A 15,019-nucleotide genomic window follows, 5' to 3' on the forward strand; every position below is an offset into this window, starting at 1 on the left:
GTTAGTTTTCAGATTCTTCATAAGGAATTTCCTTTTTGGAAAGGATTCTAAAATAACGTTTAGGATGCAACTTAACATCTTCTAATAATTCTTCTAATTCTTTTGAAGCTCCTTCTAGATTATTATACAATTCGTCATCATTGAGCAATTTACCTAGAGAGCCTTCTCCTTTATCTAATTCTGCTAAAAGGGCATTTACGCTTGATAAAGTTTCATCTAGATTGTTAATAGTTTTTGATATTTCAACATCTTTTAAATCTTCAGATAAAATTGCTAAGTTTTTACTTATAGTACTAAAATTACTAATAACTGCTGTCAAGCTATCTTGATTTTTTGCAATTAATGAATTAAAAGATCCAGATAATGTTTTAAATGAAGATAATGTTTGATTGAGCTCTTTTATTGCGTGTTTTAATCCTGCTTCAGAATCATCTTCAACTAATCCATTTAAACTAAATAAAAGAGAGTCTGCAGATTTTAAAGTACTATCTAAACCTGTGCTTAAACCTGAAAAGTTTTTGGTTAAACTAGTAATTAATCCTTGTTCTACTTCAGATTGCAAAAAATCACCACTTTGAGCATATTGATCGTCATCAGCAGTAATAATAGCCAGACCATTACCTTCCATGATGCCTAGTTCGTAAAGTCTAATTTTACTGTTTTTTGAAAATTTTAATTTATTATCTACAGCAAAAGATACTCTAGTTTTTCCAGTTTCAATAACGTAGATAATTTCATTGATTCTCCCAACGTTATTACCTTTTATAGTTACAGGAGATGCTTTTGTTAATGCATTATAGTCGAATTCTGTGTAGAACACTTCTGAAGAATCTAGTAAATTTTTACCTTTTAAATAATTGATTCCAAAAATTAAAAATACAATTCCAAGTATGACTAATATAGCTGTTTTGACTTCTCTAGATAGTTTCAAATTGATTTTATTAAGTTACTAAACAAAATTAGAAATAAATTTATAAAGAATGACTCTAATTAGCTTTTGATTTTAAGGCTTCATCTAAAGGAATATTTTTACCATCTTTAAAAGAGACAATAAAACTTGAATCATAACCTCTTGATTTGGCATAGGCTTGAAAATCTTTTATTTTAGTATAATTAGAAGTATAACCATAATAATATTTATATAGTCCATTTACTTTCTCTCTTGAAACATCTTCTAGACCTTTAAAATTATATGCTTTCAATTCAATTTCTTTAGAACTAGCTGCTATTTGTACTTTAAAAACAATATTATTATAAATATCGTCTGGTTCTGTATTTTCAACAATTTTAGTTTCGGATTCTTGATAAACAAAATCATCAACATTCTGATAAATGGCATTTTTATAATCTAAAATAGCATTCTTAATTGCTGTAGACATTTCTAGTTGCCCTTTATACGAATTTAAATAAGCACCTTCATGTTTGTTAGTAATAAAGCCTGTTTCGACAAGAACACTAGGCATAATTGTTTGATGTAACACGATAAATCCAGCCTGCTTAACACCTCTGTCTTTGCGCTTTAATGAATTTGTAAAATACTTTTGTATTAAACTTGCTAATAAAATACTTTGATCTAAATACTCTTCCTGCATAAGGGTTAATCCAATATAAGATCCAGGAGAATTAGGGTTGAAACCTTCATAATTTTTCTCGTAGTCATCCTCTAAATAAATAACTTCGTTTTCTGCTTTTGCTACATTAAAATTGGTGTCGTTTCTATGTATCCCTAAAACGTAAGTTTCAGAACCGTATGCTTGAGTATTGTGTGCATTACAATGCACAGAAACAAATAAATCTGCTTTTGCTTCATTTGCAATTTTTCCTCTTACAAATAAATCAACAAATACATCTTTTGTTCTAGTGTAAACAACTTTAATATCTGGATTTTTTTCTAATTCTTTACCAACTTCCAATACAATTTTAAGAGCAATATCTTTTTCTGTATATCCTTCTTTTGAAGGTTTTCCAGGATCTTTACCTCCATGACCAGCATCTAGAACTACAATAAATTTATTTGAAGTATCTTGAGCATAGATAGTAGATTTGTTTATAAAGAATAAAATAAACAGAATAGATAAGAAAAGTAATAACGATTTCGTTTTCATATTTATAATAACAGCTTTTGGGCAGGTTTATTACCTAAATTAATAGTGGTTAAGTTTAATTTTCGAATTTTCGTTAATATTAAATTAATCACAAAAAATATATATAATTTTGGCAATTCAAAAACCGAGCCATACTTTTACAAAAATACATTTAAAAGCGTTGCGTACAAACAACTTTTACATACTTTTTGCCTTAAGTTTTACAGTGTTTATCAACACTTTTGGCTTCGCTCAAGATATTCCAAATTCTGGAGGAAAAGTAACACCTAAAAAAAGCAACGATTCAATTTCAGTAAATGTAAATGATCTTGAAAAATTAGAGCTTTCAGAAGCAGGTCAAGATTCAACTTTACAGGATTCCGTAAAGCCAAAACAAGAGTTTTTAACTGGTATTGTTACTTACAAAGCCACTGACTATACATCTTTCAACAATAAGGAACAAAAACTTTATTTATATAACGAAGCAGAAGTTTACTATGAAGATATGGAACTTAAAGCTGGAATTATTGTAATAGATTATGAGAAAAATGAAGTTTATGCTGGACGTATAAAAGATTCATTAGGAAATTACTCACAGAAACCATCCTTTAAACAAGGTGATAATTTGGTTGAACCTGATTCCATTCGTTTTAATTTTGATACTGAAAAAGCACTTATTTTTAATTCGAAAACCGAACAACAAGGCATGCAGATTTATGCGCCTATTACTAAAAAAGAAAACGATTCGGTAATTTTCTTATATAAAGGGCGTTTTACCACGTCTAAAAATATTGAGAATCCAGAATATTATTTCCAGGCTAATAAAATTAAATTAGTTCCAAATAAAAAAATTGTAGTTGGTTTAACTAATATGGTAGTTGCCGATGTTCCAACACCAATTGGATTACCTTTTGGTTTCTTTCCTTTAACAAAAAAGCAAACCTCTGGAGTTATTATTCCAAGTTTTGGAGAACAAAGTAGTAGAGGTTACTTTCTACAAAATGGTGGTTATTATTTTGCAATTAGTGATTATTTAGATTTAGCTGTTTTAGGAGATTATTATACAAATGGTAGCTATGGCTTACGTTTTGAGAGTAATTATGCTGTACGCTATAAATTTTCTGGAAATTTAGGATTTCGATACGAAAACCTAATAGAAAGTGAACGAGGCTTCCCAGATTATTCAAAATCTACAATCTATAATATACGTTGGTCGCATTCACAAGATCCAAAATCTAGTCCAAATTCCAGGTTTTCAGCTTCTGTAAACTTAGGAAGTAGTAAGTATTATAGAGAAACAATAAATCAAGTAAATGCTCCAAGTTTTTTAAATAATACTATGGCATCTTCAGTTTCATATTCTAAAACATTTCAAGGAGAGCCACAAGTTAACTTGAGTTTAGCTGCAACTCATTCTCAAAACACAAATACTGAACAAATAAACATGACTCTACCTACACTACAAGCAAGTGTAAGTAGAATTTATCCTTTCGAACCTAAAATAGGAACAAAAAAAGGAATTATTCAGAATATAAACTTTCAATATAATATAAGGGCCGAAAACAATATACAAACTACAGATTCTTTATTCTTTAAAAAGGAAATGTGGGATGATGCAAGATTTGGTGTCAACCATAGTATTCCACTAACAACAAATTTTAAAGTTTTTAAATATTTAAGCTTAAGTGCTGGAACAACATTCAATGAAACTTGGACTTTCGAATCTGTAAAAAAATACTATGATGAGGATACTAAGGAAGTAATAACAGAAGTTGATAACGGTTTTGAATCTTTTAGAAGTTACAATTTTAATGCTAGCTTAGGTACCACATTATATGGTATGTTTAATTTTGAAAAAGAGGGAGAAGATAAAAAGATTAAACAGCTACGCCATGTTATGAGACCATCGGTAAGTTATATCATAAACCCATCATTCGACCAATATTATGACACTTATGAGATTGTTAGTGCAGATGGATTAACAACTACAGAAGTTGAATATTCGAAATTTGAAAATTCAATTTATGCTACTCCTACTAACAGGTTTTCAAATACAATTGGATTAGGTCTATCTAATAATATTGAAATTAAAGTTCGTGACAAGGATTCTACCAAAACAGAACCAAGAAAAATTAAATTATTAGACAATCTTAATTTCAATACTGGATATGATCTTGCAGCAGACTCAATAAATTGGAACCCATTAAGAATTACAGGAAGCACACAGTTATTAAAAGATAAAATGTCTGTGAATTTTGGCGCAACATTAAACCCTTATGCTTTAGATAGTAACAATAGTATTATTGATATGTGGAATATTGATAATGGTGGAAGTTTATTTAGACTTACAAGTGCCAATGTTACTATGAATTATACCATTTCTAACACTACATTTACAGGTAGAGAAACAGATGAAAGCAAAGAAGAAAATCTAAGAAGTGGTGGTCGTGCTGATGATTTATTTGGACGATCTCAAGATTTTGCTGATGCTAGTTTTTATGAAGATGATGAAGATGAAAAAACGCCAAGTGATTTATATACCAATGTTATACCATGGAGTTTACGTTTAGCTTATGCTGTTAACTATTCTAATGTTAGACGTGAAGACGAAATATCTTCTCATTCTTTAATGTTCTCTGGTGATGTTGAACTTTCTCCACGTTGGAAAGTTGGTGCTTCTTCTGGATACGATTTTAAAAACAAAGGGGTTACTTATACGTCCCTTCGTTTTGAAAGAGATTTATTAAGCTGGAGAATGAGTTTCAATTGGATTCCATTTGGTGACAGAACGTCCTGGAACTTCTTTATTGGTATAAAATCTAATTTACTTAAAGATCTTAAATACGATAAACGTAGACAGCCAGATAAACAATTATAGTGTAATTATTTAATAACTCTTCCAATGAAAAAAATTATAAACACATCTCTAGCTCCTGCTCCAATTGGTCCTTACAACCAAGCAGTTTTAGTAAATAATATTTTATATACGTCTGGACAGATAGCTTTAAACCCAGAAACTATGGAGTTGGTTTTAAACGATATTAAAACGGAAACCAAACAAGTTATGGAAAACTTAAAAGCAGTTTTAAATGCAGCAGATATGACTTTTGAAAACGTTTTTAAAACAACAATATTTATAAGTGATATGCATAATTTCTCGAAAATAAACGAAGTATATGCTACCTACTTTAACGAAGAAACTGCTCCAGCACGTGAAACAGTTGAAGTTGCCAATTTACCAAAATTTGTAAATGTTGAAATTAGTATGATGGCTTCAAAATAGTATTATTATACTTTCTCGAAAACATACAGATTATTAAGTCCTAATTGAAATTTTTTCTTTTTTATAAGTTTAAATCCTTTTGAAAATAAAGTTTCAGTATCACTAGGTTTAAAACCATAATGCTCTTCTAAACTCATACCATCAACAAGTTTTAACTTTAACAGAACTTCAAGAATAGTATCTACTTGTGGTGAAGGTACTGTTATTATAACACGACCTTTAGGCTTTAATAACTTAAAAAAATCTCGAGACATAGTTTCCTGAACTTCTTTAGGAATATGTTCTAAAACTGCAAGCATGGTAATTGCATTAAAAGTTAAATTTTTTGGAATATCTTCTGGAAATTTTCCTGGCAACAGCGTAAAATAATCTGTTTTAATTTCATGCTCTAAAATTGGATCAATACCATAACTATAAGAAATATTTTTTTTCCATTTTTCGAACATCACACCATCTACACTTCCTATATCCAAAATAGCATCGTTTTTTCTAATAAATTTTTTGGCTTTATTAATACGAACGTTTTGTAAATATCTGTCTAAGGTTTTCATTTATATATAATTAAACAGTTATTCACCAAGTAAACTTTCTTGAAACAACTTGTAAATTCTTGTATATTCATCTGTCCAGCTACTAGGCTCCACAAATCCATGACGTTCTATAGGATAAATAGCCATTTCCCAATTTTCTTTACCTAACTCTATTAAACGTTGCGACAAACGAACCATGTCTTGAAAATGCACATTATCGTCTATCATTCCATGTAAAATCAATAAATCTCCTTGTAAACCATCTGCAAAATAAATTGGAGAACTCCTTCTATACGCCAAACTATCTGTTACTGGAGTATTTAATATCCTTGCTGTATAACCATGATTATAAGCTGCCCAATCTCCAACCGAACGAATAGCAGCACCTGCTTTAAAAGTTTCAGGTTCGTTAAACATAGCCATAAGGGTTATAAAACCTCCATAAGAACCTCCATAAATACCAATTTTATCTTTGTCAATATCATATTCGCTTATTAAAAATTCGGCACCATCCACTTGGTCAGACAAATCTTTTCCTCCCATGTGTCTATAAATTCCTGTTCTACAATCTCTCCCATAGCCTGCACTACCACGATAATCAATATCTAAAACAGTATAACCGTTATCTACTAACAAATTATGAAACATATACTCTCTATAATAAGAGCTCCACCATTTATGAGCATTCTGTAAATAACCAGCTCCATGAACAAAAATAACTGCAGCTTTGTTCTTTACTTCTGCTTTTGGCTGATATAATCTAGCATGCACATTTGCTCCATCATCCGCTTTAAAAGTAATAATTTCTGGAGCTCTCCAAGGATAGCTATCAAAAGTATCAGTTGTTGAATGTGTTATTTGCTTTGGAGTTGATTCTTTTGAAGCAAACATCGGATTTTCTTTCACATACAATTCTGTAGGTTTATTTGAATAGGAATACAAAATAGCCATCTGCTTTTCGTCTGGTGAAAGCGTGACATCATTTTTACCAATTTTATTGGTTAGAGCAGTAAATTTTCCTCCATGTATAGGCATACTGTAAAACTGACGATCTCCAGGATGGTTCATATTAGAAGTTAAATACCAATGCTTTTTATCTTTAGAAATCTGTGGATTGTATATCTCGAATGAACCTTCAGTAAGAGTTTTTATCTTTTTAGAAGTCACATTCATTGAATATAAATGCGAATACCCTGTTTTCTCAGACATAAACCAAATACTCTTATTGTCTGGCATAAAACCCAAACTTCCTCCTCCATAACCTCCAATTCCAGGTCCTGATATCCAAGCTTCGTCATGTTGATGGTCTAAGTTTTCAATAGTTCCAGTCTCTATATCCAAAAGTGTAATCCAACGGTCTTTGTAATCGTTTGCAATAATATCTAAAATAGCATATTTACCATCTGGACTCCAAGTTGGTCCAGAAATATACCCAATTCGGTTTTCGTTTTTATAAGGTTTGTCTGGATATTCTTTTGTGTACTCTGGAATATAATTCAAACCATCTAAATTATCTAAAACAACAGGATATGTTTTTCTATTCGCAATATCATAAATAAACATACTGTATTCTGTAAGCTCATCACCTACTTTAGAACGTGTGTTTTCATCTTCTGTATAACCAGATTCAGTCACATAATGTGGCATGATAGTTTTTTTATTCTCTGGTCTTTTTGCTGTTATATAAGTCACATATTTTCCATCTGGACTCATTAGTTGATTTAATACCGATTTTCCTTCTAGATAAATTTTCAATGGTTTCTTCGCATCAAAACGCTTCATTAGCGTATCTCGTTTATCAGATTTTTCCTTGCGTTCTTTTAGTACTTCGAAAAGCTCCAACTGATCATTATAAAGCCATTCATCTTTTTCACTTTTATCTTTTTCTTTTTCTTCTTTATTTAAGAAATTAGTGACTTGTATAGTTGTTCCTGTAATTATATTCCATTTGTAGATATTCTTTTCTTTTACATAAGCTACTTCTGTATCTTTATTAGTAAAATGTACCTGACTTTCATATTCTAATGTTTGGGTTATTTGATTGGTTTTATTAGTGGAAACATCTACTAAATAAATATCGCCATATTTACTGTATATTTTCTTTGATTTGTTTTTATTGAAAATTACATTTGAAGCTGGTAAAGCATATTCTGTTTCGAAATCAACTTTACTTATTTTATCGTTTTTTGTATGATATGCATAAAGAGAATCACTTAAATCTGCATTGGGATTCCATTTGAAATAAATAATATCACTTTTACTGGACCAACTAACATTAGATGGTAAATAACCAATAAAGTCAGAACCTTGCATAATCTCTTTAATGGTTAATTCAGATACATTATTTATTTGAGCGATACTCAAGAAGCTCATTAGACAAAAACTTATATATAACAAAGAGTTTTTCAACTTCATAACAAATAAAATTAAAGAGAATATTAAGAAAACGAAGTTACTCTTTCTCAACATGAATTCAAACCAAAAAGAGTTCCGTTTCTTTAAACAATTGTTAATAAAACGCACTTTAAATTTTAAATTTTATATGAAGTATTTTTAATAGAACGTGTATTTTTGATAGTAACCAAATATCTTCCAGACATGCGAATAGAACAAGACATTAAATTAGGCTTTAAAGACGTGATGATAAGACCAAAACGTTCCACCTTAAAAAGTAGATCTCAGGTTAATTTAGAACGAAATTTTACTTTTTTAAACTGTGATTTAACTTGGCATGGTATTCCTATTATGGCAGCAAATATGGATACTGTTGGCACGTTTGAAATGGCTTTAGCTTTAACAAAGCATAAATTATTTACAGCTATACACAAACATTATACGCTTGAACAATGGAAACAGTTTTTACAAAACGCTCCTAAAAACATAGCCGATTATATTGCAGTAAGCACTGGAACTGGAAAACAAGACTTAAAAAAATTAGCCGATATTTTTATCTTAGATCCAAGCTTAAAATTTATTTGTATTGATGTTGCTAATGGTTATTCTGAACATTTTGTAAGTTTTGTTCAACGTACTAGAGAACAATATCCAGATAAGACCATAATAGCTGGAAATGTGGTTACGGGCGAAATGGTTGAAGAATTATTACTTGCAGGTGCAGACATTATTAAAGTTGGTATTGGACCAGGTTCTGTTTGTACTACTCGCGTAAAAACTGGTGTTGGATATCCACAACTATCAGCCATTATTGAATGTGCAGATGCAGCTCATGGCTTAGGTGGACAAATAATTAGCGATGGTGGTTGTGCTACTCCTGGAGATGTTGCTAAAGCTTTTGGTGCTGGAGCAGATTTTGTCATGCTTGGAGGTATGTTTGCTGGTCATAATGAAAGTGGTGGAGAAACCATTGAAAGACATGGTAATATCTACAAACAGTTTTATGGCATGAGCTCGGAAACAGCTATGGATAAGCATGTTGGTGGTGTTGCAGAATATAGAGCTAGCGAAGGTAAAACGGTTGAAGTTCCATATAAAGGTGATGTTGAAAATACACTACAAGATATTTTAGGAGGATTAAGAAGTACGTGTACTTATGTTGGAGCTCAACGTTTAAAAGAATTGACTAAGCGTACTACTTTTATTCGTGTTGCAGAACAGGAAAATAGGATTTATACAGAATAAATAAGGGAACCGAAGCTCCCTTATATATTTTTAAATAACAAACGTTATTATTTCATAAACTGTAAATTAACACCAGCTAAAACTTGAAAAACTGGTTGAACTCCTTTTACATATACTGAATATTGTGGTTCCACATACAAATTAAATACGGTGTCTCCCATTTTAACAACTTTCCCTATACCTAGCGCAAATGGTACAGAATACGAATCATCTTTAAGATTAAGAACCCAAATTGGTGCTCCTCTTAAATACGTTCCTTTCCCTAATTGCCAGAAATAAAATGGTTGAATAGCTGCTAAGTTAGTATCTTTTCTATCACTTTCTCCAGCAAATGAGGCTTGCCATGTTATTAACCCACCAAATTGAAACACTGGCGATTTTGCCACAAATGCAACAAAAGCAAAACCTCCTTGCCATTTTCCAGTTCCCAAGGCATCATCACTAGCTGTTGGTGCTGTAATAGATGGACCAATACCCATAGTAGTAGTCTCATTAGATACAAAATTATAGGATAAAAAGGCATTCATATCACCAAGGCCACTAGTTGTATTTACCACACCAAATTGATTTGGCATTCCAATGGTTGAAATTGGCATAGATGCACGTAATAATAATTTTCCTTTTGCGACAGGTTTTGCAAAACGAACCCAAAAGGTATTCATATATGCATCATCTGGAGCATCAGATAATTTTGGCATATAATAATTTTGAAAGCTTAAGGCAGTCATGTTAGCTAATGGATTGTTAGCCTGTGCTTCGCTTGAACTAGCAGCTGACTTTTCTTCAGGTTTTGTTTCTTGTGCAAACCCTGAAACTAAACAGAACATAGTAGAGAATAATAGTAATAACTTTTTCATAATATAATGTTGTTTGCTTTTTTCATTATTTAGATAATTAATTTTAGACATTCAGTTATTATCAACAAAATTAAGCTAAAAGTCCTTAACAATCTTTTAACTTAAAGTTTTTTTAAATAATTTTACATGGGTAAATACCAACGAAAACCGAAACGAATCCCAAAATTATTCATATTTTTTAATCACTTAACATATTTTAATATTTATAAAATACACTTTATTTATACTGCTTTTTGAATTGTAAGTTTTAACTTAAAGTCTATTTTATTTCAAAAAAAGGTCTAGTCTTATTATTAAGAAGCTAGACCTTAATTAATAATTGGTATTGGCATTATTTATTTCAAATCAGATGGAAAAATAACTTTCCATTCTGTTTTCATATCAACTACGTGCCAACCACTAGAATCTGCTTTTTTCATTAATTCATCAGAAAATGTTCCAATATGAGAGTCTGGACCGTAAGCCCATTCTCTATCTGCATCTGTATGGTGTACCAATCCTTGGAAGGTTTTTGTTCCTTTACTTTGACTCCATTCTAACATTTGCTGATCTCCTGTTGAGTTTCCAAAAGCAAGAATTGGTTTCTTACCAATATGTGAATTGATTCCAACAGGTTTTCCAACTTTGTCGTCAATAAAATCAATTTTTGCAATTCTCTTGAGAACTGGCTTCCCATCATTATAATCATAAGCAACCTGAACACTACTTCCAACTACATTTTGTGTTGGAACTCCATAAACTCTATCTGTCCAAGGGCGCATAAATTCAATTCCTCCTCCTGAAACTATAAAGACATCAAAATCATTAGCTCTTAAATAATCCAATAATTCAAGCATTGGTTGATAGATCATTTCCGTAAAAAGTCTATCTTTAAATCTTGGGTCTGGTTGTTTAGCTACAGTAATCCAATTGTTTACTATAGTTTCAAAATCATCTGTAGACATTCCAGCATGCGTAATTGTTACAATTTCTAACAATCCTTTCTCACCAGATTCCATCAATGTTTTTTGATCATTTTCTAAAACAGCTTTAAAAGGTTGTTTGTTTTTCCATTCTGGATGCTCGGGAGCTAATGTTTTAATTCTATCAAAAGCAAATAACAATTGTGCATAAACAGGTTGTTCAGCCCATAAGGTTCCGTCATTATCAAAGGTTGCTATTCTGTCGTTTGGTGAAACGTAATCTGCTCCGTTTTTATCTGTAACTGCATTTACAAAACTAACAATGGCTTGTTTTGTAGCTCCATCATTCCAAGATGGTAGAGGATCTTTACTTTCTGCTGGTTGCTCTGTGTTTGCAACCACAGGCTCTTTTGCATTTGTTTGTTCTTTACAAGAAGAAAAAGCGATTAAGAAAGTAAGAACAAAAAAGTAATAAAATGATTTGTTTATTTTTTTCATCGAATTCGTTTTAAAGAAACAAAAGGGTGCAAAATGCACCCTTTTGTTATTCTGTAAATAAAGTTTATTCTCCTTCTAATTTAGGAATTACTACACCTTTTTCTTTTAGCAGCAATTTAGCTTTTTCCATATTTCTAAATTGTTTAATTTCTAATGGACCCGTAAATACTTCACTTTGTAGTGGACGTGGTGGATACTTAACATACGATTCTATTAAGTCTTGTGTCGCTTTATTGAAGATTGGTAATGTCCATGTTTTTTCTGTAAAACTATTCATAAATAAATCGTAACGTTCTTGAGGATCTGCCCATAAATCATAAATAGCTGGTACAGTTGCGACATAGGTTTGGTCTCCTCTCCAACCTAATTCTTGTCCTGGCATATTACTTCCTGCTAAAGCACCATTGTCTCCACGTGTATTGAAAACAGCTTTCCATCTATCAACTCTTACAGCTCCAGGAGATAATTCAGACTCTGTAAAGTAAAACCATTTTCTACGTAATGGTTCCCCTTCATCAAATAAGATGTTAGACATATCGTAACTATCAAAAACCATAGGAACTCCTTCTCTATCTTTAGTTGGTAATTCTACTCCTGCTAAAGATGCAAAGGTTGCCATATAGTCTAATCCACCAACAATATCATGATTATCTGTACCTGCTTTAATTTGTCCTGGCCACCATGCTAATGCTGGAACAAGGCTTCCACCTTCTCTATCTGTACCTTTAGATCCTCTAAATGGTGTATAACCAGCATCTGGATATACATCTTGCCAAGCTCCATTATCAACTGTATAAACTACAATTGTATTCTCGCTAATGCCTAGAGCCTTAATTTTGTCCATAATACGACCAACGTTGTAATCCATTTCCATTACTGCATCTGCATATTTGCTTTTAGCTGGTGATTTTCCTTTAAATTGCTTTGAAGGTAAATTTGGCTGATGGTTTTTAGCAAAGTTAATGCTCATAAAAAATGGTTTTTTATCTTTTGCATAAATATCCATTTGCTTTAGAACATTTTCAGTCATATTCATGTCTAATTCTGCAATGTTCTCTGTAGTAACTTTAGAAACTTCTCTAACTGGCTTACCTGCTTCTCCTTCTAAAATACCTTTGGTTACTTTTTGGAAAAAAGCGGCCATTTCTGGAGACATTTCTGGATTCCATGAAGGGAAAGCATATGTATATGCATTTAAGTGATATAAAACCACGTTTTGCATAATATCATAACCTTGTGCAGTTGGCATGGCATAATCGTCTTCACCTAAATGCCATTTTCCAGAAAAATACGTGTTATAATCTGCTTTTTTTAATACTGAAGCTATTGTCCATTCTGCTGCTGGTAGTCCACCACCTTGTCCTTGAAAGGCAACTGTAGTCATACCAGAACGGTTTGGAATTCTACCAGTTTGCATAGCTGCTCTACCTGGAGTACAACTTGGCTGTCCATAAAATGACCAAAATTGCATACCCTCTTTTGCAACTTTGTCTAAATTTGGAGTTGGCATTCCTCTACCAACACCTCCTCCATATACGCCTAAATCTCCCCAACCTGTATCATCTGATACAATCATGATGATATTCGGTTTTGCTGGTCTTTTGCTGTTTTTCTGAGCAAATGTCACAGAAAATGATAGGAAAAAAATACCTATCATTATTAATGATAACGTTTTTGTGTTTTTCATTGTTAAATTTATTAAGTTAAAATTGATATTGATTAATTAAAAAGGCACTAAAATATAAACACATAGTCTCAAAATAAATTTGCTTGAATATTATTTATAATTGATAAATAATGATCTGAGGAGTGCTAATTGGCTGTAAATCTATTGTTTAAAACTAGCTATATTTATTAGTTACCTAAATATAAACAAATTTAAAAAAAAAAAACACAGAACTTAAAAACAGGCAAAAATTTCTTACAAAAAAGTTTTAAGTATTGTAACAACTCAACAATACGTGATAAAAATAGTACGTATATTTAAGTTATTTATCTACAACCCTTTCATTAATAATTCAGCAGTTGCAGGATTAGTAGCCAATGGCACATCGTGAACATCGCATAAACGCATAAGCATAAGCACATCTGGTTCGTGAGGGTGTTTTTCTAAAGGATCTCTAAAAAACAAGACCATGTTACATTTGCCTTCAGCAACACGAGCAGCAATTTGTGCATCTCCACCTAAAGGTCCTGAAAGTAATCTTAACACTTCAAAACCAGCTTTTTTAACTTTTTTGCCAGTAGTTCCAGTAGAAACTAAAGAAATATTTTTTTGAAGAAGCACCTCTTTATGTTCATTTAAAAACTGAACCATTTCTGCTTTTTTCCCGTCGTGTGCTATTATTGCTATTTCCATGAATCTAATTGATTAATATGATATTTTACAAGCCCATCTATAGGACGTCTTACAATGTTTCCTACTTTAAAATGAAACTCTTCGGCTATTTCCAAAATTTCATCTTTAGAAAAATATGCAATTGAACCAGCAAAGTGAACAGGTACTGCTTTAAGTACATCTGAATATTGCAGAATCATATTTTTTGAAAATTCACGAAGTCCTTTTTTGATTAGGTTTTTAATATACTCTGAATCTTTATGAGTAAACATAAATTCAGCAAAAGATGCCAAATAGGCATTTGGATTTGGTTGTTTATACAAGTTATATTTAATTTCATCTGCATCTATGTGATATTTTTGTGCAAACAAAATCTTCAAATTTTCTGGCATGTGATTAAAATAATAATCACGAATTAGTTGTTTTCCATAATAATTTCCTGCAGCATCGTCCATAATAGTATAGCCTAAAGATGATACACGTTGATGCAGAACTTCACCATCAAAATAACTACAATTAGAACCTGTACCTAAGATACAAACTACTGCTGCTTCGTTTTCATGGTTTATGGTTGCTCTAACTGCTGCAAATGTATCTTCTTTAACTTCTACTAAAGCTTTATTGAAAATGGATTGTAAGACTTGCTTTAATAGGAGTCTTGGTTTTTCTGTGCCACAACCTGCTCCATAAAAAAACACATGAGTGACATCTGTTTTATGTGATATTAATTCAGGATTTGAGTTTATAATATTTGAAAGCTCTTCTTCTTTTAAAATGGCAGGATTAAGACCCTTAGTATGAATTTTATCTAAAAGCTGATGTCCTTGAGAATCTACAGAAATCCAATCGCATTTTGTTGAGCCACTATCGACAATTAATATCATGAGT

At 31.4% G+C, this 15,019-nt stretch carries 12 protein-coding genes; 3 read left to right on the forward strand and 9 right to left on the reverse strand.

Annotated elements, in window-relative coordinates:
* Position 1: 1 nt before the first annotated feature.
* Positions 2-931, reverse strand: a complete 930-nt coding sequence (locus LX78_RS06590; protein ID WP_109681846.1) for an MlaD family protein — start codon at positions 929-931, stop codon at positions 2-4.
* Between the two features lie 55 nt (positions 932-986).
* Complete coding sequence (locus LX78_RS06595; protein ID WP_109681847.1) at positions 987-2,105, reverse strand: N-acetylmuramoyl-L-alanine amidase family protein; 1,119 nt, start codon at positions 2,103-2,105, stop codon at positions 987-989.
* Positions 2,106-2,214: 109 nt separating this feature from the next.
* Between LX78_RS06595 and LX78_RS06600 the strand changes: the two genes are divergently transcribed.
* Positions 2,215-4,962 (forward strand): putative LPS assembly protein LptD, encoded by a 2,748-nt coding sequence (locus LX78_RS06600; protein WP_109681848.1) that lies wholly within the window; start codon positions 2,215-2,217, stop codon positions 4,960-4,962.
* A gap of 24 nt (positions 4,963-4,986) precedes the next feature.
* A complete protein-coding gene (locus LX78_RS06605; RefSeq protein ID WP_109681849.1) occupies positions 4,987-5,367 on the forward strand; it encodes a Rid family detoxifying hydrolase in 381 nt (126 codons plus the stop codon).
* Between the two features lie 5 nt (positions 5,368-5,372).
* Here LX78_RS06605 and LX78_RS06610 read toward each other — a convergent pair whose 3' ends face one another.
* Entirely contained in the window at positions 5,373-5,918 is a 546-nt protein-coding gene (locus LX78_RS06610) for a methyltransferase domain-containing protein (protein WP_109681850.1), read from the reverse strand.
* 18 nt (positions 5,919-5,936) lie between these two features.
* Positions 5,937-8,270: a S9 family peptidase gene (locus tag LX78_RS06615; protein WP_245881490.1), complete on the reverse strand. Its 2,334-nt coding sequence runs from the start codon at positions 8,268-8,270 to the stop codon at positions 5,937-5,939.
* Positions 8,271-8,495: 225 nt separating this feature from the next.
* On the opposite strand from LX78_RS06615, the gene LX78_RS06620 reads away from it, so the two are divergent.
* Positions 8,496-9,536 (forward strand): GMP reductase, encoded by a 1,041-nt coding sequence (locus tag LX78_RS06620; protein ID WP_109681852.1) that lies wholly within the window; start codon positions 8,496-8,498, stop codon positions 9,534-9,536.
* Between the two features lie 47 nt (positions 9,537-9,583).
* On the opposite strand, the gene LX78_RS06625 is transcribed toward LX78_RS06620, so the two are convergent.
* From LX78_RS06625 to LX78_RS06645, 5 genes are all read right to left on the reverse strand, one after another.
* Positions 9,584-10,393, reverse strand: coding sequence for a hypothetical protein (locus LX78_RS06625; protein ID WP_109681922.1), 810 nt, complete (start codon positions 10,391-10,393; stop codon positions 9,584-9,586).
* 335 nt (positions 10,394-10,728) lie between these two features.
* On the reverse strand, positions 10,729-11,793 hold the full coding sequence (locus LX78_RS06630) for an HAD family hydrolase (RefSeq protein ID WP_109681853.1): 1,065 nt from the start codon (positions 11,791-11,793) through the stop codon (positions 10,729-10,731).
* A 64-nt stretch (positions 11,794-11,857) separates the two neighbouring features.
* The gene (locus tag LX78_RS06635) at positions 11,858-13,480 is read right to left on the reverse strand and encodes an arylsulfatase (RefSeq protein ID WP_109681854.1); all 1,623 of its coding nucleotides are present in this window, start codon (positions 13,478-13,480) and stop codon (positions 11,858-11,860) included.
* Between the two features lie 309 nt (positions 13,481-13,789).
* Positions 13,790-14,152, reverse strand: coding sequence for a methylglyoxal synthase (locus LX78_RS06640; RefSeq protein WP_109681855.1), 363 nt, complete (start codon positions 14,150-14,152; stop codon positions 13,790-13,792).
* The gene (locus tag LX78_RS06645; RefSeq protein ID WP_109681856.1) at positions 14,143-15,015 is read right to left on the reverse strand and encodes an N-acetylglucosamine kinase; all 873 of its coding nucleotides are present in this window, start codon (positions 15,013-15,015) and stop codon (positions 14,143-14,145) included. Before LX78_RS06645 ends, LX78_RS06640 begins: the two co-directional genes overlap by 10 nt.
* Positions 15,016-15,019: the final 4 nt, after the last annotated feature.

The sequence above is a fragment of the Xanthomarina spongicola genome (genome assembly GCF_003148645.1).
Classification (GTDB): Bacteria; Bacteroidota; Bacteroidia; order Flavobacteriales; family Flavobacteriaceae; genus Xanthomarina; species Xanthomarina spongicola.

What these genes read in the sequence shown, in the direction of transcription:
- LX78_RS06595 (WP_109681847.1), bottom strand. Translation starts at nt 2,105, where the DNA reads ATGAAAACGAAATCGTTATTACTTTTCTTATCTATTCTGTTTATTTTA.
- LX78_RS06605 (WP_109681849.1), top strand. Translation starts at nt 4,987, where the DNA reads ATGAAAAAAATTATAAACACATCTCTAGCTCCTGCTCCAATTGGTCCT.
- LX78_RS06610 (WP_109681850.1), bottom strand. Translation starts at nt 5,918, where the DNA reads ATGAAAACCTTAGACAGATATTTACAAAACGTTCGTATTAATAAAGCC.
- LX78_RS06615 (WP_245881490.1), bottom strand. Translation starts at nt 8,270, where the DNA reads ATGAGCTTCTTGAGTATCGCTCAAATAAATAATGTATCTGAATTAACC.
- LX78_RS06620 (WP_109681852.1), top strand. Translation starts at nt 8,496, where the DNA reads ATGCGAATAGAACAAGACATTAAATTAGGCTTTAAAGACGTGATGATA.
- LX78_RS06625 (WP_109681922.1), bottom strand. Translation starts at nt 10,393, where the DNA reads ATGAAAAAGTTATTACTATTATTCTCTACTATGTTCTGTTTAGTTTCA.
- LX78_RS06630 (WP_109681853.1), bottom strand. Translation starts at nt 11,793, where the DNA reads ATGAAAAAAATAAACAAATCATTTTATTACTTTTTTGTTCTTACTTTC.
- LX78_RS06635 (WP_109681854.1), bottom strand. Translation starts at nt 13,480, where the DNA reads ATGAAAAACACAAAAACGTTATCATTAATAATGATAGGTATTTTTTTC.
- LX78_RS06640 (WP_109681855.1), bottom strand. Translation starts at nt 14,152, where the DNA reads ATGGAAATAGCAATAATAGCACACGACGGGAAAAAAGCAGAAATGGTT.
- LX78_RS06645 (WP_109681856.1), bottom strand. Translation starts at nt 15,015, where the DNA reads ATGATATTAATTGTCGATAGTGGCTCAACAAAATGCGATTGGATTTCT.